Genomic DNA, 21,261 nt, shown 5'->3' with positions numbered 1-21,261 from the left:
ATCACATCTACTTTCGTCCCATGATCAGCGCGGCCTGCTTTAAAATATCATTTTCCATGGCCAGTTTTTGATTTTCATTACGAAGTTTGATTAACTCTTCTTGTTCTGGTGTGCGATTGTCTTTTTCTTGGAACGATCCACTTTCATGATACTGTCGAACCCACTTATCAAAGGAGGAAGGCGTCAGTTCATATTCTTTAATAATTTCTGCACGGGGTTTACCAGATGCATGCAGTTGTACCATTTGTTCCTTAAATTCTTTGGAAAAGCTTCTTCTCATTCTTCTGGTCATTTTAAAACTCCTCGGCTTTTATTTGAACCAAGTGTATCTGACCTTAACTAACTTGTCCAATCAAGTGTAACCGGTTCATGCAAAAGTATTTATAAATTGTGCTATTTGCATATACAGGACTTCCCCATTTTGTAATTTTAAATCTTGTATTTCAGAGGAAGAAGGGTTTGACGTTTTTAATAACAAAAACAGCCCTTTATTATTTTCTTCTGCAACCTCAATAAAGGGGTCATAACCATCTTGTCCTAGGAAGGGATTTACAGTAACCATATCTCCTGATAAAGAGCCATTTGTCAAAAATGCTTTAGCGTACACTTTTGAAGTTGAACCAATATCTCATCTTTTAGCATCATTAATCACAATTAAGTTTTTTGAACGAGCATATTTTATTGTCTCTTTCAAAGCCTTAATCCCATTGCTTCCATAGACTTCGTAATAAGCGAGTTGTGGTTTTACTGCAACTACGTGTTCACTAACCTCATCAATTACTAATTTATTAAATTCAATTATTGCATCACATATTTCCTCTGTTGTTTGTGTATTTCCACTTATCAGGAAACCCGGAAAATAATCAATATCAGGGTCTAATCCAACCACTAGAGCTGTATTTTTCCTAATACTGTGATCTATTAAAATATCAGCAAAGTTTTTCATATGTATATCTCCTTAGTTCTATTATAAACCTTTAGGTGGTCAAAGGCTTGAACTCCATTAGAATTGTAGTCAGTTTCAAATATGTTCCAAAAACGTAATACTTCCTCTCTTTCATTTCCAGTAAATAATGATGCGATACCAATAGTAACTGTCATTATTACAACCCACCCCCAAACATTAACTTTATGTGTAAATTTTAACGCATCTTATTGTACTAACCTGCCCGTTAGCGTTAAGATCAACACATCACAATCTAACAGTTATTCCTAATAACATTTTACCAGAATATTGCTTCGAATTTTTCAATCTCCAGATAATAAAAAGTCAAAATAAAGGTTGATACAAATTTACCATGTATAATTTGTATCAACCTTTTACTTCTAATTATACGGTTTCTGCCTATTGCGGAACGCTTAAATCATTATTCGATTGTCACATTATCAACGTATACAGCTGTTTGACCGCTACTATTATAAGAAGCTGTAAAATGAACTCCTATTTCTTTAATATTATTTAGGTCAGGAACAGTTGATAAATCCAATGTTAAGGTGGTTCCGTTTGAAGAATTGATTTTGACACTACCGTCATCAACCCATGTCCAGTCTGACCCCGATTTCATGAATAATTTAGCGTTTATACCGTCCCCAACATTTCCCCAATTAGCATGTTTTACCGTAGCTTTCAATTGTGATTTCCCACTAAAATCTTTGTGATCGATAAGGGATAAATAATGCTCCGATGAATTGCTTAATTGAACATCAGCTTTAAGAGAATGGTTTCCACTTGTTGCCCATTCATCTACATACCAAGGACCGCCAGAAACATTTTGACCACTCCAGTTTTGTATTCCTGATTCAAAATCATAAAGTGTTTCCTCAGGTCCAACTGGATTTTGTGGATCCTCCCCATTATCCGAGTCATCTCCTTCTTCGAATATTGGACTGATGGTTGAAGTAGCTTTTATACCATTGGATCCATTCACTACTCTATCTCCCCAAGATGTTAAATTATTTCCGCTCCAATCATTGGATAGATCTAAATACGCCCATTCAGATCCATTTCCCTTCCAAGACCATGCAAGCCAACCAACATTTGTTTGCTCTGAATAATTCAAAATCGTATCTTCATCTACATCTCCATTTGTATGTTTATGTCCAAATTCTCCTATGATCAAGGCTAGATCTTGATTAATCACATTGTCAATATTGGATTGAATAGTCGCAGCATCTCCCCCAGCATATTCATACATATGAATAGAGAACATTGTGTTTTCTAATGGGTCAGCATTAAATACCTCCTGTCCATAATCATGAATGGAGGTAGGATATTGCCCCCAACCTGCTGAGTCTACGATTAATGTATGTTCTAAACCTGCATTTCTTAGTTGAGGAATAGCTTGTTTATAACCATTAGCCCACTCAGATCCATCCCACGTACCGTACCATTCATTCGCGATATTAATTATTACTTTGTCTTCCTTCCCAATCAGTGCATCTTTAATATCTATCCAATAATTCACAGCACTGTTTAGAGCACTAAGGTCATCTGATCCGGTAACATCATGTACTTCTAATACGGCAATCAAGTTATTCTCTTCAGCTAATGATAGGAGGTTTTCAACAGTAGCAATGTCATCTTTCGTATACTGGCTACCATCCGATAACACAATTCTTACTGTATTTGCCCCTGTTTCTGCAATGGCGGGAATTGCAGTAGCAGAGTCACTTTTATACCAGGAGTGAGCATGATTTACACCTCTCATCACAAAAGGTTCACCTGTAGCATCATAAATATTGTTACCGCTTATATGAAATCCAGTTGCTGCTTGTATTTTAGGTGTGTTAATAAGAAAGAAAGACGAGATTAACAAGAAAAAAATCAAAAATGGGGTCTTTTTTGTCATTTCCATTCAATCACCTCATTAAATTATTTATTTTATCTCTTTCTTTTTTTATTTCCTCCCTTCGTTAATCAGAGAAAGAGATGAAATCAAAATAAGTTACGTCATTAGTGGATTATATTACCTAAACGGTAACCTAATATATACTTTGCATTTTAACACAAAAGTAAATAAATGCAATTAGTTTTAGACGCTTTCTAAAACTAATAAATTTCACTCATTAATAACTACATGTATTATATAGAAAAAATGGTGGTTTTATATTGTCATACATTAAGTTAATATTATCTAAAAATAAAGTAATCGACCAACTTATATTATTGTTTTTATCTAAAGGGATAAAAGAAATAAGAGAAAGTAAAAGGAGAAATATAACGGATAAATTATGCAATGGATTATTTCTTCCTATTAAACCTATGAGTGAAATGTCTGTTCTGAAAAGTAATATTATTTTACTATGGAGATTTTTTTAAAGAGAGGAATATACAGTAATTCAGAGTATTTTTGTTTTAAATTTGCCTTTTGAAATATTGTCCATACCATCGCTACTTATATATAACAGAAATGTGTAGATAAAAAATGCTATATAAGCTTCTTTATGACCTTTATAAATTTCTGTACATTATTACGGTATAAATTCTTTGTAGCAACATAAACTTCGCCTTCCCCAGTAGCTTTATCTTTAACTACAGTTTCATGCCAGTTCATTATATTAATTATTATTAATAGACTATACGTCACATCATAATGTAGACGCATTATATTTTTTATTCGTTACATACTTGGATACAAAAAGAGTAGTAGAACAATAAAAATATGATTTTTAAAAAGTGATCAGTAATTACGATCACCTTTTTTGAATCTCTCACTTTTTACTAAAAATTAATGGGTACCTTCGCACAACTTATTTAACTTTACGATAAACAGCACCAATAACCATTAATATCAAAATAGTAACTACAAGTATTTGACCTAAAGGAATATCATTCAGTTGAACTTCATCTTGACTTTTTTTATTCTCATTATGAGAAAGATTAGTAGACTTGTCTTCTTTTGCTTCTATTTTATTTAATTTAAATGATTGAATAACTTTCTCATCGTTATTGACAATATCCAATTCACCGTTTGATGTTACCTGTTTTTCGACCTCATTATTCAAAAGGTGTGTATATGCTAATTTTTCAGGCGTAATATATTGATCTCCTTCTAGATTAAAGGATGTATCTTCTGCAATATAAGATGTTTCATAATGATCGAATCCATAGTTTAAGAGATTGATAGTATCGTCATATATTCCATTCCTGTCATTACTTTTTAAAGTAATGACGATCAAACTTAAGTCTTCATTCTCTGCTGTTGTGGCTAGTGTATAACCTGATTCGTGAACAAAGCCATTTTTTCCTCCTGTAATATGCTCATAAGGAATTTCTCCTTTAAGTATTTTGTGATGAGTAATAATGGTAGTGTCCCACGCCTTTCCATTCCATTCCAATTCTTTTGTACCAAATATTTCAGCAAAAGTTTCGTTTTCGATCGCATAGTTTGTTATTTTTGCTAAATCTTCAGCCGTTGTAACATGTTCAGGATCAAATAAACCATGTGGATTCTTTAAATGCGTATTCTCAACACCTACTACTTTTTTGAGGTATTTATTTATGTCTTGTGCGAATTGCTCTTCACTTCCACTTAAATACTCAGCGATTGCTACTCCAGCATCATTGCCCGAATTGATTAAGAAACCTTTAATCAATGTTTCTAAACGAACTTTTTCACCTTCCTCTAAGAAGACAGTTGTCCCCTCTACATTCCTAGCACTAGCATTATTACTAATAGTCACGATATCGTTTAGATCCCCATTTTCAATTGCGTAAATGGAAGTCATAATCTTCGTAAGACTCGCAGGATACATGAGAGAGTCGGCATTTTTCTCATAGAGAATCTGCTCTGAATCTGCTTCCATAATTATCGCTGCTTCACTACGAATGCTGGGCAAATCATTCGATTCAGCCTTAACAGTTGGTAGAAATATAGTATTGATTACGATTAAAGTTGTTAAGAATATGGCACACCTTCTCATTGTTACTCTCCTATTACATGTACTTATGATATTTCATTCTAAATGAAATATATGAAAAAAGTGTGCAGATTTAGCATTTGTAATAGGAGCTTAAAATAGTAGAAAACCTGTAAAAATCGTGGATTTATTTACCAACCTAACAATAAGAACAAAGCTTTGATCTCCCTAAGGAAAAATCGCCATTTATTGATATCGTATATTCAATGATGCCACATTAGCTGATATCTCTATATAACCTATTATTTGATTAAAAACATTTAGCTTTTCATTTACAACTCCTTTATCGTATGCCATGTCACCTAATACGTATGAAACAAGATGCCATTCTTCCAAATAAAAATTTTTATCATCTATCTACAATTTTATTACCTATGATCGCATGTATTATTCTTAAACCCATAGTTCCCCCACTCATAAATAATCCTCTCATTAGGAATATTTTAACCTATAAACGTTTTCGTTTTAACAAGAAGGTATATGCCACTTACGTTAAAAAGGTAGCTTATCCTTTTTTTTGATAAGCTACCTTCCGCAAGTTAAAACTTATACCCTTAGCGAACCACGAAATCCTCTTGCACCATAGTAGGACTCTGCTCCGTTGTGGTAAACAAAGACCGTGTCATAGCGACGATCACAAAATAGGGCACCACCAAGTTTTCTTATATTATCAGGTGTTTGCACCCAGCTCGATGTTTTTTTATCGAAATCTTCGAGTTTCTGCAGCTCCCGGTATTGTTCCTCCGTTAAAAGTTCAATCCCCATAGCTGTTGCCATATCAATAGCACTAGTTTCTGGCTTGTGTTTTTTCCTTGACTCTAGCGCTTCCCGATCATAACAAACTTTTCTACGGCCTTTTGGGCTTTCCGCTGAACAGTCATAAAAAATATATTCATCTTTCTCTTCATCATAACCAACCACGTCCGGTTTACCGTCCGTTCTTTCCATTTCACTGAGCGTCCACAACTTTTCAGGCTTTGCTACTAACTTTGCCTGAACGTTAGCCCATTCCAGACCATTATGACGATGCATATTTTTTTCAAAACGGGATTGTAATACTTCAAGTAATTCTTCTCGCTGTTCTGTTGACAAGTCTTTCTTGGTCATATCCGCTTCCTCCTCATTCAATAGTATGTTTACTTTCGATTCTTCCTTCAGAATAGCATAATAGTACTCCCCCTACTATTCATTACCTTTTGGAATACATTTTCTTCATCAGTTTATAAGTCAAATGGATTTCTAATTAAACCTCGAATTAACCAAAAAATTATTCTAAATGGTAAAAGAATTAATTCTGGCAACCATACAAGTACATCAAATAGGAAGTCCCAAAATGTATATTCCCCGTTATTCTTCTGATTTTTTCTCATTTTTGCTTTCTTTTTATGCCACCATTCTTTCATTTCGAGTCTCCTCTAAAAAATTTTGGGCAATAATAGAAACTAATATATTAGGATCGCCTTCTTGAAAAATTCCAGCTATGATTTTAAAACGATATATTTTCTTCCTCTATATCAAAATTCATTTTCCCGTCGCGGTACTTTCCATACGTGTCGTCTTTTTCACCTATCAATAATTTTTCATTATAAATCTCTGCTACTTCAGTCCATTCAAATTCCTGACCATTCAAGTCTACTCTTAGTTTTATATGATGCCAAAATGTATGTCCATCTGCATATTCAACTTCACCAATCTCAAAGTCTTTTAATTGATAATTTTGTTCTTTCAATAGGTCTACCTTTTTCAAATAGAATTCTTTTGCTTCTTCTGTGGATAATGTTGTCCCCGCTGACAACATACTCTCATCAGCTTCTGCATCATAATCATAAAGGTGTAATTGTTCAAACGCTTCTTCATAATTTTCATCTTTAATTGCCTGATAATAATTTTTAATAATACTTTCCGCTTTTTGTTCTTCTATAAAATTACATCCTGTCACTATGAGACTTCATGTTAAAAATAACATTACCAGATGTGTTTTTTTCATATTATCCTCCTGCATATTTTATCATAAGAACAATTTTTTCTTTTTCTACTTTATATATTTACCTGATTCACTATCCTACAACATAGTTGAACAGGATAGCACTTTCTTTTTCCAGGAAGTAAACACTAACTCATTACCCCCACCACATAGCCAATACAAATATAGACCAACAAGAAGTAAACGACCCAATTATGACAGAAATACTAAAATATACTGATATGTTATCTTTTCCTATTTTTCGCCTTTTATATTGGACATATATCAAAACAAATGTACATAAATATAAAACAATACTTATTATCGTTAAAATAGTTAAGTAGAAGATGGGAGATATTGTAATAAAATGATCATTTAAAAAATAAGCCATTCCTTGACCATTTATTCCAAGTATAGTTGCCAAAATTAAACACCCAAATATGCTAGCATGAACTTTACTCATAACTTATCACCTCCAAAATGTGATCCTAATTGAAATCTACAAAACTATGGAAAAGGGCTTCTAAAAAAAGGTGATCTAAGAAATTTGATATATCTATTTGTGTTTTCTTTTGTTAAATAGGAATTCTATAACATTTTCTATTATCAAAATTTCACTCCCTTAGTAACAAGCGAATACCCCTTCTGTTTATAAAGTTATCTTATAAGGAACAACTCTATTTCTTTTGTTTGTTCTTCTTATCATTCGCTATGGAACCAATTCTTGGCGCATATCCAACTAAAAATCCTATACTTACACTTATAGCAATAGCTATTTTATTTCCTTTTTTCACTCCATAGACCTCCTTAAAGTATGTTACGATCCATCGTTTAAGTATGACGTTATAGAGTAGTTATTATTTATTCATTTGTGAAATAGCTCTCTTTATATCAAAAAATCCTATCGTTCCACAAGTCAAAACACCTAACACTAAAAGACCGGAAAGAAACCAATTCCCCCCCCCAGCCGCTGATGACACTATATAGACAACTTACCGCTATAACTAATGCTCCATATTTCTCTCTCCACTTTGTTAATTTCGAGGGACTTTCATTATCCAAGTAATCTCCACCCCTTGTTTTATTTATCGATCACCAGATTGACGATCTACATATTGAATTTCCGAATGCTTGATATAACAAATTCATCATCACTTTCTAGCCACGAGTAGAAACCTTTTAGAGTTTGTTCGAATTCCTTTGTCATTTCCAAAATTTTCTATGAAATCATTCAATATTTCATAATCCTTTCGATCTTGACCGAAATCAGGAATAATTGGTGTATGTTTCAGCAAAAAAAGAAGGTCTTCTGGTCTGTTAAAATATTCTATTGCATCATATTCAAAGCATTGAATGTCAGAAAAACCCGCTTTTTTCAGTTCACCAATATATCGTTTTTTTAATGCTCCGTCGGTTTGGTTATAAGCTTGCCCTCTGCCAAATGCTTTCTTTACATTTAATTTGTCTGCCTCGCTCACTTGTTCTGTCAAAAACCAACCATCGTTTTTTAGTACCTTAACTATTTCTGTTGCCGAAAATGGGGCGTGACAACATGAAACAATGTCAAAAAAACGAGCAGGGAATTGTAACTCAGCAGACGACATTTGAAAGAACTTTACGTTTTGTAATGTTGATTTCTGTAAATTAGATTGAGCTGTTTCCACCATCGAGTTGGATAAATCAATTCCAATTAAGAAAAATAACGAAGGGGCTATTCTTAATAAGTTTTCACCGCCACCAGTACCAATATCTAATAGTATGTCTGTTTTCGAGCATCTTTTCATTACTTCTTCATAAAAATCCCACTTAACACCTTCAGAGAAGGACTCTATATGACTAAAATCCCAACCATTTATTTTTCCGACCTTATCGTAAAAATTATCATAATTCATTTTTTTGCCACCTTTCAAATGTAAAAAAACAAGACTACAGTGCCTTGTTTTCATCGTAATATCAATGACTACCAACACTGTTCAAAATATAGGTTCTTAAAAAAGGGTATACTTCCCCCTAGACGGCTGGTACGCGTTTTTTCCAGCCCGAAAACCTAGATACTTCGAACAAGTTGGTTAGACATTCCATTCACTCCATTTGAAAGATTAGGTTAAATATAACAAATTTTACAGTGTATTGTAAACCTTTTCTAATTCTATTTCGTGGCATTTCATACAAAGTGCACCTTTCATCTTTAAAATATACTTAAATCCCATTGTTTTGCTATATGCCGGAGAAGTTTAATTCCTGCGATGCTATTGCCTTGTTTATCGAGCGCAGGACCATAGACTCCTATTCCACACCCTTCAAGGAAAGGAAGATCTTCGTTTCTTGCTCTAGGAGGAGAAACGGCAACGATTCCACCAGAGACACCACTTTTGGCTGGAATCCCGACATATGCAGCAAATTTTCCAGAAGCATCATACATCCCGCAAGTCAACATCAAAGACTTTGCTAACCGAGCAAATTGCTTTGGAATAATTTCTTTCTCCGTTTTTGGATCCCTACCGTCATTTGCTAATACCGTTCCTAAATGAGCCAAATCCTGAAGAGAAATTTCGATTGAACATTGCTTGAAATACGTTTCCAATGTCAGTTCTAGCTCTGATTCCAAATAGCCAGTTTCGACTAGATAATATCCAATAGCTCGATTTCGCATCGAGGTTTCCTTTTCTGATTCAAATACATCCATGTTTAATGGAGGACAGTACCCTAGAATTTTTTCCAACAAACTTAAAAGAGGCTCCAGTTTCTCATCAGATGTTTTGCCGTTCAATAGCGAAGTTACGGTAATTGCGCCTGCATTCACAAATGGATTAAATGGCTTTTTGAGCTGCTTCATTTCTAGATGCATAATGGAGTTAAAAGCCTGACCTGTTGGCTCCACATCAACCCGATCTAACACATAGGAAACGCCTCTTTCCATACATGCTACAATAAAGGTAAAAACTTTGGATATACTTTGTAGCGTGAAAGGAATATCAACATTTCCAGACTCAATCGTAACTCCGTTAATACCCATGATTGAAATTCCCAAGTGACTCTTTTCTGCTTGCTTTAAAAGTGGTATGTAGGAAGCAACTTCCCCTTCCTTCGTATGCTTCAAATAAAAATCCACCCAGTCATCCACATAATTTTGTAGCCATTCTTTAGTTAACCTTGTATTTTGATTAATAGCTCCTTGTACCAAAAAAACCACCTCATCAGGTAGTAGTTTGTGTATCTATTCGTGAAAGTTGCATGCCGAAAGAAAATAGTTAAAATTATTAAGTTCGGGACAACTGGTTACTCGTAGATTCAAACATTCGATTCATGGATATAGGATTCCCTTCCTTGGATAATTGTCTCGCTTCAGGGGATAGCTACTTCTCTTCCGGGGATGTGTGTTTCGGTTCCGGGGATAATTACCTCTCTTCCCTGGATATCAGCATGTATCCCTGGAAGCGAAGACTGTTTCCATGGAACAGAGAGCTTTCTTCCGGGGATATGTGTTCCGCTTCCGGGGATAGTTGCCTCTCTTCCCTGAATATTAGTATGTATCCTAAGAAGAGAGATACTTACCCAAGTAAAAACACGCACATCTTATAAAATGTGCGTGTACCCGAAGAAAATCAACCTCTAAATTCACCTTCCATAACCGTTTCCGTTAGTGGTCGACGATCAGACGGTTGTTCACGTTCTTGGAATTTTTCCTCTAATTTCTCTTTTTCATCCTGGTAGCCGATTGCAACGACTGCATGAATTGCATATTGCTCTGGGATGTTTAATACTTCACGAGCTTTATCTTTATAAAATCCACCCATTGCGTGAGTGATGAGCCCTTTTTGCATGGCTTGTAAAGCTAAATAACCCCAAGCAGTACCAGTATCAAAACCATGAGTTCCCCCAACTTCTGTATCAGAGATAATTAGTACATATACAGGTGCTTTCTCACACCAAGCAAGATTCCCATCCATAATAAAAGATTGAAACTTCTTGCGGTCCTCTTCTGTTCTCGCAATGATAAAACGCCATGGCTGCTTATTACTTGCAGATGGTGCCCAGCGTGATGCCTCCAATACTGACATCAATGTTTCTCCATCTACTGCTTGTTCTGAAAACGAACGAGGTGACCAGCGCTTTAAAAAGATATCATCAATTGGGTAGTCTGGTTTACGATAATCATTAATATTAATGTTTTTCACGATATATTTCCCCCTTTAACCTCACATTATATGCTAATTTGGAAGATATCTCAAAAATCACGATTTTGGGCAAATGTCATAACTTATAGTAACCATACTTAAAGGAGATAACATCATGAAAAGGTTTCTTTATTTTTGCTTCATCATGATTGTTGGTTTCGCCATATTTATTATCTGGTTATTATTTATTGTGCCATTGATCGGTTTAAAAACATTCATCATTTTAATGGTTTTATTAATACTCTTATTTTCAATCGAGATAATTTGTAAATAAATTGAATATTTTTGAAAATATATGGATTTTATAATGATTCTATAGTATTATATACATTGAACTAAATAAAATAAGGAAAGTGATGTGAAATCAGTGTATGATAAAGGCAAATTAGTCCGTAAATACCGAAAAGAACTTAATTGGACACAAACAAAATTGGCCCAAGAAGTAAATACGAGTGTTACAACAATCAGTAGGGTTGAATCAGGTAAATCCTACCCTTCTGATGAATTAATGTCAAGGATCCAAAAAGTCTTGCAAATTAAAGAACTTTCCCATCCAGAATACCATCTGCTCAATACTCAATTAACCTCCTGGAAACAAAGCATTAATCGTAGAAATTATGCGACCGCCAATAAATACTACAAAGAACTCAAAAAATTTCCTATCACTCATTTTTATAGTCAAATTATCACATATACGTGGTGCAATTTCCAACATGCCCTTAACCAATTTCAAATTGATGTGGCCGGAAAGTTTTTAGAGAGTGCTCAGAAGTATGCTGATACACTTACCCCTGCTAATAACTATCCTTTTCACAAATCAATCGGCTTATATTATCTATTACTCGACCATATAAAGGAGGCGTTCACTTATTTAAATATAGCCACTAACCAGAATCCTAATATGTATGAAAAAGATGGTGACATTCACTTATATTATGCTCTTGCCTATGATAAAATCGGACAAACCTTATGCTCTGTTTCCTATGCCTCTACTGCATTATCAATATTTCAGTCAACGTTAAACCAACCCAACATTTTATTGTCTCGCATCATAAAGATTAAAAGTTCACTTCGCTCGCAACTACCCATACAGGATATCCTTCAAGAGTTACATACCATTCTGGATAATTATACAAGCATACATAGAAATTACATCTTTTATTTATTAGGGACTGCTTACTTGAAAAATAACGATTTTGAAAGCGCATTAAAATACTGTAGAAAAGCAATCTACAATGAAAAAATGATTCCATTAAAAGTCATCTATATCTTTTTTAACGCTTTTATATACGCATTGCTTGAAGATAAGGAGATGGCATTAGATTTAATTGATGGCGGAAAATCGCTTAACAAAAATAAAAAGTATGACTACTATTTTTACTTGTTAAAAGGCATTATTCAAAGGATACATGGCTCTGAAAGTTATCGCAACAAAATAATAAACGAAATCATCCCCTATTTCCAGTTGACAGGAAATTCACTTGACGTGAAATATTGCCATGCTATTCTAGGAGATATTTATTACAAAAAACGTGTATACAAAGAGGCAGCAGATAACTTTTATGTTTTCCCTAAAAATTATTACATTTCAGAATTGCTAGCTAAGTACCCACAAAAGTGAAATTTTCCCACACATGATTTTTCATTCTTGAATCAGAATATCCATATAGGAGGTGTGTCAGATGGCGAAAGATGTTAAATGTGAGGTCAATAACTGTAAGTTCTGGGCTGAGGGCAATAGATGTCATGCAGATACTATCTATGTTGTCAGCCATACCGGAAAAAGTGCTGCCAATGAAAAAGAAACAGATTGCCAAACATTCGAACCGACCGTCTAACAGCCTTCTTTAATGACCTCAGCTAACTATGGGGGTTAGCTGAGGTTAAATCATTTACTACCTCATTTTTTCAGGTAAAGCAACAATGGACTCAATTAATGTATTGAGCTTTGTTTCGATACGGTGTAACAGATAAAAAGTTACCGCAACTGGAAAACCGAGATCTGTGATTAACGATATCCATGTTTGCTCCATGTGATGAACTCCTCTCCTTAAAGTAGTTGTTTTGTTCGGAAATTTTCAGAATGCTTTCTCCTTGAAACGTGCTTACATCACCTAAATGAAAAGGAGAGCTGGTCTGCTCTCCTTTTTGTTTCATTAGATTTCAATTTCGCTAACATTTCGCTCGACAATGCGGGCGCTTTTCTTGGCAACTAAATCACCGCCAGAAGAAAAGAAGGCATTTTCATTAAGAATGGTATCCATTGCTGCACTAACTTGCGCCGGATCAACTGGCTCAACTGGATTATCCAATGAGAAAGTAACTGTCTTCCCTTCTTCATTTTCGAATTTTAATTCGATCTTCTTCAACACTTACACCTCCCTGGTTCTTATGATTTTTCCATTAATCCTCTGTAATTAATTCTGTGTCATTACGTTTCACCGAATACAAGTCCATTTGTTGTAATGGAACAAGCCCTTGCGTGATCGTTAGCAGCTGGTCTGCTGTCGCATCTAACTTCACGTTGTTAAAAGACTTGGTCTTATAAATCGGATCTCCAGAAACTGGGTCTGTTCCTTCTTCGAATGTTAATTGAAGTCTGGAATCAATTCTTTCTGCAATAGCCATGTGTGCCACCTCCCTTCATCTTTATAATCAAAATGAGAGGTGGGGAGGTGTCATTAAAAAAACGAACACATAAAAAACCTGAACAAATACTTTTGTTCAGGTAAGGTAATATTTCTTTATTGTTGATTATATTTCTCTAACAAATCTTCTATAATTTCTCTGACATCATGGCCAATTTCCTCATTTTGCAGAGCGAATTCAATCGTTGTCTTAACAAAACCTAATGTTTCCCCTACATCAAATCTATTTCCTTGGAAGTCATAAGCATAGACTTTACTTGATTCGTTTAGGCGCTGGATTGCATCAGTAAGTTGAATTTCTCCTCCAGATCCTACATCATGTTTCTCTAGATATTCAAATATCTCTGCGCTTAGTACGTAACGACCCATAATCGCTAAATTTGAGGGTGCTGTACCTTTTTTTGGCTTTTCTACTAAATGATCAATTGAGTATAACCTATCGAATCTTTCCTGAGGAGCGACAATACCATATCGGTCTGTCTCATCTTCACCAACCTGTTGAACACCAATAACAGATTTATCGGTTTGGTCAAACTGATCAATTAGTTGTTTTAAGCAAGGTGTATCAGCTTGTACAATATCATCTCCAAGTAACACAGCGAACGGATCATTTCCAATAAATTTACGTGCACACCATACTGCATGTCCTAATCCTAAAGGTTCCTTTTGACGGATGTAATGAATATCCACTTTAGCAGGATGTTTTGTCTTTTCCAATAACTCAAATTTCCCTTTTTTCATTAAATTATCTTCTAACTCGAAATTATTATCAAAATGGTCTTCGATTGCTCTTTTTCCTTTACCAGTGACGATAATAATATCCTCAATTCCTGATTCAATTGCTTCTTCAACAATATATTGAATAGTCGGTTTATCTACGATTGGTAACATTTCCTTTGGCATTGCTTTCGTTGCTGGTAGAAATCGTGTACCAAGTCCGGCTGCTGGTATAATTGCTTTTTTTACTTTTTGCATTCTGCACCTCCAAATATCTTGAGTTTCGATAAATAAAGTCTATATTTTTTGTATTTTCCCAATTAATTTCTTCAAACTGCTTAATATTGGTTGTTGCCCATTCAAAACAATTCCAGATAATTCAGCAATTAACTGAATCCCAAGAATAATTAAAGCTAAAATAATCAGAGACGTCAACATCGTTGCACTATTAAAGATGATCGCCATAACGCCAAAGAAACCGCTAAATGCGTAAATGATTAGCACGGAAGTTTGATGGCTATAACCCATCTCAACTAACTGGTAATGGATATGTTTGCGGTCAGCAGTACCTATATTTTGTTTATTGATCATACGCCGGACAATGGCAAAGAGCGTATCAAAAATTGGTACAGCTATAATAATAATGGGTATAATAAAACTAAAAAAAGCGACATTCTTAAATAGACCGAGCATGGATATAACGGAAATCGCATACCCTAAAAACAAAGCACCCGTATCCCCCATGAAAATCTTGGCCGGATAGAAGTTATGATATAGAAAACCAAGACAACTTCCGACTAAAACCATCCCCAAATAAACGACGATCAAACGGTAATCTGTGATCGCAATAATTAAGATACTTGTTAAACCAATCGCTGATACACCTGCCGCAAGTCCATCCAATCCGTCGATAAGATTAATGGCATTAGAGACACCAACAACCCATATAATTGTAAGAATTAAGCCGAATCCTTCTAAATGAACTGTTCCTACAAATGGCATTGTTAATTTATCTATTACTAACCCAGAAGAAACAACAACCAGCGCAGCGGCAAGTTGCCCAATTAATTTCTGATATGCTTTTAATCCGACTATATCATCAATAACCCCAGTAATAACAATAATGATACCACCAAGGATGATCTCTAACATGTGCGGATGCTGTGGTTGTAAATATAATAAACCTGCAGTTACCCCTAGAACAATGGCAAGACCCCCTAGCCTTGCTTTAGCCCCATCATGTTTTTTTCTATCACCAGGTAGATCTACAGCATTTACTTTAATAGCTAATTTTTTTATTAGAGGAGTTGATGCAAAAGCTACGATAGCAGAAATTAGAAATGCTACGATTAACTCCATTATATTAAACATACATACACCTACTTATAAAAAGGAATCCTTTTTACTAATTTTAATCTATTTACTTCGATCCATTATAACACGATTTTATAATAGTATACTAATTATATTCGGATTACATGTATATATCTTGTCCGTTACTAACCAAAAAAGCCCAATAAGAATTGAGCACTTCCTTGTGTCTAATCTCTACTAAATAAATCACGTGTATATACTTTACTTCTTACATCCTTTAATTCATCAGTTAATCGATTCGCGACAATGACATCGGCTGTTTCTTTAAAAGTATTAAAGTCCTTGATTAATTTGGAATTATAGAATGTTTCTTTCTCAAGATTTGGTTCATATATAACTACTTCCACACCTTCACCTTTTAGTCGCTTCATAACACCTTGAATAGCAGATTGCCTGAAATTATCGGAATCTGTTTTCATCGTTAAACGATAAATGCCTACTACTTCAGGATTTTTTGCTAAGATTCTTGATGCGATATGGTCCTTACGCGTACGGTTAGCCTCTACAATAGCAGTCATAATATTATTTGGTACATCTTGGTAATTTGCCAATAATTGTTTAGTATCTTTTGGTAGGCAATAGCCACCATAACCAAATGAAGGGTTATTATAATGACTTCCTATTCTCGGATCTAAACCTACCCCTTCAATAATTTGTTTCGTATTAAGATCACGTACTTCTGCATATGTGTCTAGCTCATTAAAGAAGGCCACACGCATTGCTAAATAAGTATTCGCAAATAACTTTATTGCTTCTGCTTCTGTTGAGTTCGTGAATAAAATGTCAATATTTTCTTTGATAGCACCTTTTGCTAATAAATCAGCGAAAACTCGGGCACGTTCTGATTGTTCTCCTACAACAATTCGGGAAGGATATAAATTATCATATAGAGCTTTTCCTTCTCTTAAGAACTCAGGTGAGAAGATTATATTCTCTGTTTGAAACTTTTCACGCAATTCTAATGTGTACCCCACCGGTATCGTTGATTTAATAACCATTGTTGCATCAGAATTAATCGATAAAACTGTATCTATAACTTTTTCAACAGATGAAGTATCGAAATAATTTTTATCAGGGTCATAATTAGTTGGTGTTGAAATGATTACATAATCAACACCTTGAAATGCTTGCTTTGCGTCTGTTGTAGCAGTTAAATTTAAATCTTTATTTGCCAGAAAGTCTTCAATTTCTTGATCAATTATGGGAGATTTTTGGTTATTTATAAGTTTGACTTTTTCTTCTACTATATCTAAAGCATATACTTCATTATGTTGTGCTAATAGGATCGCGTTTGATAATCCAACATAGCCTGTTCCTGCTACAGCTATTTTCATCATCATCTTTCCTTTCAATATTGAAATTTGCATTATTATCCAACTTCAAAACATACACATTATATCATAATTGTGTCCAGTAACATAGATTTTATTATTTTTGAAACATTTCACCCCTTTATTACGTCTAATTGAATAGCATAAAGCAAAAAAGAATTGTAAAATTTTTATAAATTTCAATTTACGCCCACACATTTTCATAGTAAAATGTAATATAGTGTGGGTTATTCTAGAAATCGGGGGAAAGACGATGTCAAAAAAAGATGTGAATTCGAGAATTCAAATAAAAGAAAAGAAAAAGAAGAGCAAACGTAGGAAAATTCTATTCTTTATTTTCGTACCTTTAATTATATTAATTGGAGCTGCCTCTGCATATGCGATCAATTTGGTCAATGAAGCAGAAAAAGCTGTATCAGAATCTTATGAAAGCGATGGGCGTGAAGATAATAAATCAGAACTGCGTGCAAAAGAGGTCGATCCTACAGAAGATCATGTTTCCGTATTATTTATCGGTGTAGACGATAGTGAACACAGAGGGGAAAAGAATGAACCTGTTCGATCTGACGCCTTAATCTTAGCTACGCTTAATAAGAATGATAATAGTGTAAAAATGCTAAGTATTCCTCGTGATTCCTATGTTTATGTCCCAGAAGTCGGTTATGAAGATAAAATTACGCATGCCCATGCCTTTGGTGGCGTTCATGCAACGATTAAAACAGTGGAAACCTTTTTAGATGTCCCTGTTGACTACTATGTGAAATTGAATTTTAATGCCTTCGTAGATGTCATTGATGCAATCGGTGGTGTTGAAATGGAAGTTCCATTTGAATTTACCGAATCGAACTCAGATGATAAACGTGATTCCATTCACCTACTGCCTGGTGAACAAAATTTAAATGGTGAAGAGGCATTAGCACTAGCAAGAACACGTAAAATGGATAATGACATAGAACGTGGAAAAAGACAACAAGAAATTATGAAAGCTATTATTGATAAAGCAACATCTGTTAATTCTGTATTTAAACTAGATGATGCCATTCAAGCTGTCGGTAACAACATGACAACAAACTTATCTTTTGATGAAATGAAAGCTTTCTTATCATATGGTACATCTGGAAGCATTGATATTGAAACATTGAACCTTGAAGGTAGTGACCTTTGGTTAGATAATATTTATTATTATGGTCTTGATGAACAAAACCTTGCAGAAACAAAGCAGATCTTACAAACTCATTTGGATATTTTGGATAATGAGTCTGAATCGTCGTCAGAAGCTAATCAAAATAATACTGCTACTGAATAAAATGGTAAAAACACCGATCTTCGAAGTTTGAAGATCGGTGTTTTTTATTTTTGTTTCAAATTATATGCTTTGGCGATCGCCTCTGCTGTAATTTGACCAAGCCATTGTCGATAACTGCTGTCTCTTAGCTTTTCATTTTCAGCTTTATTATCAATAAATAAATACTCAATCAAGATCGATGGCATATTACTAGTTCTTAATACATGAAAATTAGCTTCCTTCATACCTCGATCGTTTACATTCAATTTATTGATTAAATAATTATGAATTATTTTCTGATTGTTTTTTGTAGTTGCGGAAGTAGACCCATTATAAATATAAGACTCGAAACCGCTGGCACTACCCGTAAAAGCGTTATTATGAATACTTACAAAGTAATCTGCACCGATAGAGTTTGCATGTTTGGTTCGGTCATCAAGAGAAATAAATTTGTCACTATCCCTTGAAAGAAATGTACGTACTCCTAGATAATTTTTAGTTAGGTAATAGGATGTTTTTTCGGCTATATCCAGTACAACATCCTTTTCCTTTATCCCGTAACCATCAGCGCCTGGATCTGTACCACCATGACCAGGGTCTAAAAAGATTCTTACAACATAATCTTTTATTGTTTGCAGAGTAACTTCGTCTGCTATACCACTTACAGGTAAACCATATGCTTTTTGAAAGCTCTTTACAGTCTTTTCTGTCTTAGGTCCATAATGTTCCGTCATATTGCCTGGCACTACAAAACCTAATGCAGCTAAATCGTATTTCAATTCTATCGTTTTACTGTTGTAGTTACCATTCTGCATAGGACTTGATAATAAATCTTGTATTTTCTTTAATGTTGATGAATCCGCAATACCGTTTTGTGTTAATCCATAATGTTTTTGGAAATTTTTAACTGTTTCTTCTGTTTTTGGACCATAATGTTCTGTCATATTACCTGGCACTACAAAGCCCAGTGATTTCAAATCATACTTTAATTGCACTGTTGCTTGGTTATAATTCCCGTTCTGTAACTGACTTGATAATAACTCTTCGATCTTGCTAAGCGTTCTCTCATCTGCTATTCCATTGCTTTTTAAACCATAGTACGTTTGAAACTCACTTATAGTTTTCTTCGTCTTCGGACCATAATATTCTGTCATATTACTACCTGGCACTACAAATCCTAATGCTTTCAAGTCATATTTTAAATCCACAGTTTCTTTATTACGTTTTCCGTCTTGCAATGGACTGCTGACAATATCATCTAATTTCTTTAAAGTGGTTTGATCAGCTACACCTGTAACAGCTATATTATAATATTTTTGAAACTTTTTCACAGCTGCTTCCGTAAGCGGTCCAAAATAGTCAGTTGGATTATTAGATACTTTGAAGCCTACTTTAGCTAAGTTAATTTTTAAATCGATGGCATCTTTACGTTGCATTCCATTAGATAGCGGTTCATCGATTAATTCATTTAATTTACGTAATGTTACTTCATCTGCTATCCCGGAGGATACTAGACCATATGCTTCTTGGAAATCTTTTACGGTAGCCTCCGTTAAATCACCATAGTGTTCTGTCATATTACCGGGTACTACAAACCCTAGTGTTGCTAAATTATATTTAAGCTCTATGGTTTCGTTATTTCTATTTCCGTTTTGTAATGGACTGCTAAGAATATCAGCTAATTTTTCTAATGTAGTTTGATCAGCAACACCTGTAACAGCTATATTATAATATTTTTGAAAATCTTTCACAGCTACTTCCGTAAGAGGTCCGAAGTAATCAGTAGGATTACTAGATACTTTGAAGCCTACTTTAGCTAGGTTAATTTTTAGTTCAATTGCGTCTTCATGATGCATTCCATTAGATAATGGTTTCTCGATCAATTCATTTAATTTACGCATTGTTACTTCATCTGCTATTCCAGAAGGAACAAGATCATAAGCTTTTTGGAAATCCTTAACGGTAGCTTCCGTTAAATCGCCAAAGTGTTCTGTCATATTACCAGGCACTATAAATCCTAGTGTTGCTAGATTATGCTTCAGATCTATTGTTTCATTATTTCTATTACCATTTTGCAATGGACTGTTAATAATACTATTTAATTTGTCCAATGTTTGTTCTTCAGCAATACCAGAATCGGTTAATCCGTAATATGATTGAAACTCCTTCAAAACTTTTTCAGTGATTGGTCCAAAGTAATCAGTTGGACTATCCGAAACCTTAAACCCTGCTTTTGCTAGATTAAGTTTTAGTTCGATTACATCTTCATCATATGTACCATTTTGTAATTGTTTTGGTTGTTCCACTGAGAAAGTTGTTACTTGTTGTTCAGCTTCTTCCTTTACCTCTTCGTCTTTTACATTTGGCTCATCAGTTAACTTCTCTTCATTTGAATCTTCGAGCTCTAGCTTATTCTCCTCTTCTGCTAGACTAGATGTCTGGTCACTTTCAACACTTTCTTCAGCATCTTCCTCTACCTGTAAACTGAGATCGTTTACCTTTTGCTCTTCATTATTCTCTTTTTCTGAAGATACGTCTTCGATGACCTCATTATCTTGTGCTTGAGAACCTTCTTCACTTAACTCTTCAGTTGTGGCCAATGAATCAGACATAGAGAAAAGGACAGTAAAAATGCTAAACACGAAGAAAAGAGTACAAACCTTTAATTTCATCATTTCACCTCCTCCAAGCCATATACTTTATATCGGATATAAAAAAGGAATTATAACTATATTGATAAACATTTTACATTTTGTTACTATAAGTTGCTCAATTAACTCCGTGATCTTTTTTATCACTAATGTGATAAACTAATATTTCTTATCAAAAATAATATACCTAAAAT

The 21,261-nt window shown here is 34.4% G+C and carries 21 protein-coding genes and 1 pseudogene; 4 read left to right on the top strand and 18 right to left on the bottom strand.

Annotation, left to right across the window (positions count from 1 at the left end):
* Nucleotides 1–10 precede the first annotated feature (10 nt).
* The 11 genes and pseudogenes from J5J03_RS15815 to J5J03_RS15765 all read right to left on the bottom strand — a co-directional run.
* A pseudogene (locus tag J5J03_RS15815) lies at nucleotides 11–292 on the bottom strand (transposase); the annotation flags it as partial.
* Nucleotides 293–367: 75 nt separating this feature from the next.
* Complete coding sequence (locus tag J5J03_RS22275) at nucleotides 368–625, bottom strand: orotidine 5'-phosphate decarboxylase / HUMPS family protein (RefSeq protein WP_331460510.1); 258 nt, start codon at nucleotides 623–625, stop codon at nucleotides 368–370.
* A gap of 3 nt (nucleotides 626–628) precedes the next feature.
* Nucleotides 629–946, bottom strand: coding sequence for a beta/alpha barrel domain-containing protein (locus J5J03_RS22270; protein ID WP_208590802.1), 318 nt, complete (start codon nucleotides 944–946; stop codon nucleotides 629–631).
* Nucleotides 947–1,367: 421 nt separating this feature from the next.
* Complete coding sequence (locus J5J03_RS15800; RefSeq protein ID WP_331460509.1) at nucleotides 1,368–2,849, bottom strand: glycoside hydrolase family 5 protein; 1,482 nt, start codon at nucleotides 2,847–2,849, stop codon at nucleotides 1,368–1,370.
* 901 nt (nucleotides 2,850–3,750) lie between these two features.
* Entirely contained in the window at nucleotides 3,751–4,923 is a 1,173-nt protein-coding gene (locus tag J5J03_RS15795) for a D-alanyl-D-alanine carboxypeptidase family protein (protein ID WP_208590798.1), read from the bottom strand.
* A gap of 543 nt (nucleotides 4,924–5,466) precedes the next feature.
* Nucleotides 5,467–6,027, bottom strand: coding sequence for a DUF4256 domain-containing protein (locus J5J03_RS15790; RefSeq protein ID WP_208590796.1), 561 nt, complete (start codon nucleotides 6,025–6,027; stop codon nucleotides 5,467–5,469).
* A 113-nt stretch (nucleotides 6,028–6,140) separates the two neighbouring features.
* Nucleotides 6,141–6,323, bottom strand: coding sequence for a hypothetical protein (locus J5J03_RS15785; protein WP_208590794.1), 183 nt, complete (start codon nucleotides 6,321–6,323; stop codon nucleotides 6,141–6,143).
* Between the two features lie 83 nt (nucleotides 6,324–6,406).
* The gene (locus J5J03_RS15780) at nucleotides 6,407–6,859 is read right to left on the bottom strand and encodes a hypothetical protein (protein WP_208590792.1); all 453 of its coding nucleotides are present in this window, start codon (nucleotides 6,857–6,859) and stop codon (nucleotides 6,407–6,409) included.
* Nucleotides 6,860–8,034: 1,175 nt separating this feature from the next.
* A complete protein-coding gene (locus tag J5J03_RS15775; RefSeq protein ID WP_208590791.1) occupies nucleotides 8,035–8,775 on the bottom strand; it encodes a class I SAM-dependent methyltransferase in 741 nt (246 codons plus the stop codon).
* 296 nt (nucleotides 8,776–9,071) lie between these two features.
* Entirely contained in the window at nucleotides 9,072–10,067 is a 996-nt protein-coding gene (locus J5J03_RS15770; protein WP_208590790.1) for a glutaminase, read from the bottom strand.
* Nucleotides 10,068–10,488: 421 nt separating this feature from the next.
* Entirely contained in the window at nucleotides 10,489–11,061 is a 573-nt protein-coding gene (locus tag J5J03_RS15765; protein ID WP_208590789.1) for a nitroreductase family protein, read from the bottom strand.
* A 115-nt stretch (nucleotides 11,062–11,176) separates the two neighbouring features.
* Between J5J03_RS15765 and J5J03_RS15760 the strand changes: the two genes are divergently transcribed.
* The 3 genes from J5J03_RS15760 to J5J03_RS15750 all read left to right on the top strand — a co-directional run bounded on the left by J5J03_RS15760 (nucleotide 11,177) and on the right by J5J03_RS15750 (nucleotide 12,899).
* The gene (locus J5J03_RS15760) at nucleotides 11,177–11,335 is read left to right on the top strand and encodes a hypothetical protein (protein ID WP_208590788.1); all 159 of its coding nucleotides are present in this window, start codon (nucleotides 11,177–11,179) and stop codon (nucleotides 11,333–11,335) included.
* A gap of 84 nt (nucleotides 11,336–11,419) precedes the next feature.
* Complete coding sequence (locus tag J5J03_RS15755) at nucleotides 11,420–12,682, top strand: helix-turn-helix domain-containing protein (RefSeq protein ID WP_208590787.1); 1,263 nt, start codon at nucleotides 11,420–11,422, stop codon at nucleotides 12,680–12,682.
* 61 nt (nucleotides 12,683–12,743) lie between these two features.
* Nucleotides 12,744–12,899, top strand: coding sequence for a DUF1540 domain-containing protein (locus J5J03_RS15750; protein ID WP_208590786.1), 156 nt, complete (start codon nucleotides 12,744–12,746; stop codon nucleotides 12,897–12,899).
* 57 nt (nucleotides 12,900–12,956) lie between these two features.
* Here the strand turns inward: J5J03_RS15750 and J5J03_RS15745 are convergent, their stop codons facing one another.
* The 6 genes from J5J03_RS15745 to J5J03_RS15720 all read right to left on the bottom strand — a co-directional run bounded on the left by J5J03_RS15745 (nucleotide 12,957) and on the right by J5J03_RS15720 (nucleotide 17,134).
* Entirely contained in the window at nucleotides 12,957–13,094 is a 138-nt protein-coding gene (locus tag J5J03_RS15745; protein ID WP_208590784.1) for a YvrJ family protein, read from the bottom strand.
* 123 nt (nucleotides 13,095–13,217) lie between these two features.
* The gene (locus J5J03_RS15740) at nucleotides 13,218–13,430 is read right to left on the bottom strand and encodes a DUF2922 domain-containing protein (RefSeq protein ID WP_208590783.1); all 213 of its coding nucleotides are present in this window, start codon (nucleotides 13,428–13,430) and stop codon (nucleotides 13,218–13,220) included.
* Between the two features lie 34 nt (nucleotides 13,431–13,464).
* Nucleotides 13,465–13,689, bottom strand: a complete 225-nt coding sequence (locus J5J03_RS15735; protein ID WP_208590782.1) for a DUF1659 domain-containing protein — start codon at nucleotides 13,687–13,689, stop codon at nucleotides 13,465–13,467.
* A 116-nt stretch (nucleotides 13,690–13,805) separates the two neighbouring features.
* On the bottom strand, nucleotides 13,806–14,684 hold the full coding sequence (gene galU, locus J5J03_RS15730) for a UTP--glucose-1-phosphate uridylyltransferase GalU (protein WP_208590781.1): 879 nt from the start codon (nucleotides 14,682–14,684) through the stop codon (nucleotides 13,806–13,808).
* 39 nt (nucleotides 14,685–14,723) lie between these two features.
* Nucleotides 14,724–15,797 (bottom strand): glycosyltransferase family 4 protein, encoded by a 1,074-nt coding sequence (locus J5J03_RS15725; RefSeq protein ID WP_208590780.1) that lies wholly within the window; start codon nucleotides 15,795–15,797, stop codon nucleotides 14,724–14,726.
* Nucleotides 15,798–15,967: 170 nt separating this feature from the next.
* The gene (locus J5J03_RS15720) at nucleotides 15,968–17,134 is read right to left on the bottom strand and encodes a nucleotide sugar dehydrogenase (protein ID WP_208590808.1); all 1,167 of its coding nucleotides are present in this window, start codon (nucleotides 17,132–17,134) and stop codon (nucleotides 15,968–15,970) included.
* Between the two features lie 250 nt (nucleotides 17,135–17,384).
* Between J5J03_RS15720 and J5J03_RS15715 the strand changes: the two genes are divergently transcribed.
* Complete coding sequence (locus J5J03_RS15715; RefSeq protein ID WP_208590779.1) at nucleotides 17,385–18,437, top strand: LCP family protein; 1,053 nt, start codon at nucleotides 17,385–17,387, stop codon at nucleotides 18,435–18,437.
* A gap of 44 nt (nucleotides 18,438–18,481) precedes the next feature.
* Here the strand turns inward: J5J03_RS15715 and J5J03_RS15710 are convergent, their stop codons facing one another.
* A complete protein-coding gene (locus J5J03_RS15710; protein WP_208590778.1) occupies nucleotides 18,482–21,091 on the bottom strand; it encodes a peptidoglycan-binding protein in 2,610 nt (869 codons plus the stop codon).
* Nucleotides 21,092–21,261: the final 170 nt, after the last annotated feature.

This window comes from Gracilibacillus suaedae, from assembly GCF_017599345.1.
GTDB classification, from domain to species: Bacteria; Bacillota; Bacilli; order Bacillales; family Amphibacillaceae; genus Gracilibacillus; species Gracilibacillus suaedae.
This window is presented reverse-complemented; position numbering and strand designations above follow the sequence as displayed.

Excerpts from the sequence above, each read along its gene's own strand:
- J5J03_RS22270 (WP_208590802.1), bottom strand. The coding sequence starts at position 946 with ATGAAAAACTTTGCTGATATTTTAATAGATCACAGTATTAGGAAAAAT.
- J5J03_RS15800 (WP_331460509.1), bottom strand. The coding sequence starts at position 2,849 with ATGACAAAAAAGACCCCATTTTTGATTTTTTTCTTGTTAATCTCGTCT.
- J5J03_RS15795 (WP_208590798.1), bottom strand. The coding sequence starts at position 4,923 with ATGAGAAGGTGTGCCATATTCTTAACAACTTTAATCGTAATCAATACT.
- J5J03_RS15790 (WP_208590796.1), bottom strand. The coding sequence starts at position 6,027 with ATGACCAAGAAAGACTTGTCAACAGAACAGCGAGAAGAATTACTTGAA.
- J5J03_RS15785 (WP_208590794.1), bottom strand. The coding sequence starts at position 6,323 with ATGAAAGAATGGTGGCATAAAAAGAAAGCAAAAATGAGAAAAAATCAG.
- J5J03_RS15775 (WP_208590791.1), bottom strand. The coding sequence starts at position 8,775 with ATGAATTATGATAATTTTTACGATAAGGTCGGAAAAATAAATGGTTGG.
- J5J03_RS15760 (WP_208590788.1), top strand. The coding sequence starts at position 11,177 with ATGAAAAGGTTTCTTTATTTTTGCTTCATCATGATTGTTGGTTTCGCC.
- J5J03_RS15750 (WP_208590786.1), top strand. The coding sequence starts at position 12,744 with ATGGCGAAAGATGTTAAATGTGAGGTCAATAACTGTAAGTTCTGGGCT.
- J5J03_RS15745 (WP_208590784.1), bottom strand. The coding sequence starts at position 13,094 with ATGGAGCAAACATGGATATCGTTAATCACAGATCTCGGTTTTCCAGTT.
- J5J03_RS15735 (WP_208590782.1), bottom strand. The coding sequence starts at position 13,689 with ATGGCTATTGCAGAAAGAATTGATTCCAGACTTCAATTAACATTCGAA.
- galU (WP_208590781.1), bottom strand. The coding sequence starts at position 14,684 with ATGCAAAAAGTAAAAAAAGCAATTATACCAGCAGCCGGACTTGGTACA.
- J5J03_RS15725 (WP_208590780.1), bottom strand. The coding sequence starts at position 15,797 with ATGTTTAATATAATGGAGTTAATCGTAGCATTTCTAATTTCTGCTATC.
- J5J03_RS15720 (WP_208590808.1), bottom strand. The coding sequence starts at position 17,134 with ATGAAAATAGCTGTAGCAGGAACAGGCTATGTTGGATTATCAAACGCG.
- J5J03_RS15715 (WP_208590779.1), top strand. The coding sequence starts at position 17,385 with ATGTCAAAAAAAGATGTGAATTCGAGAATTCAAATAAAAGAAAAGAAA.
- J5J03_RS15710 (WP_208590778.1), bottom strand. The coding sequence starts at position 21,091 with ATGATGAAATTAAAGGTTTGTACTCTTTTCTTCGTGTTTAGCATTTTT.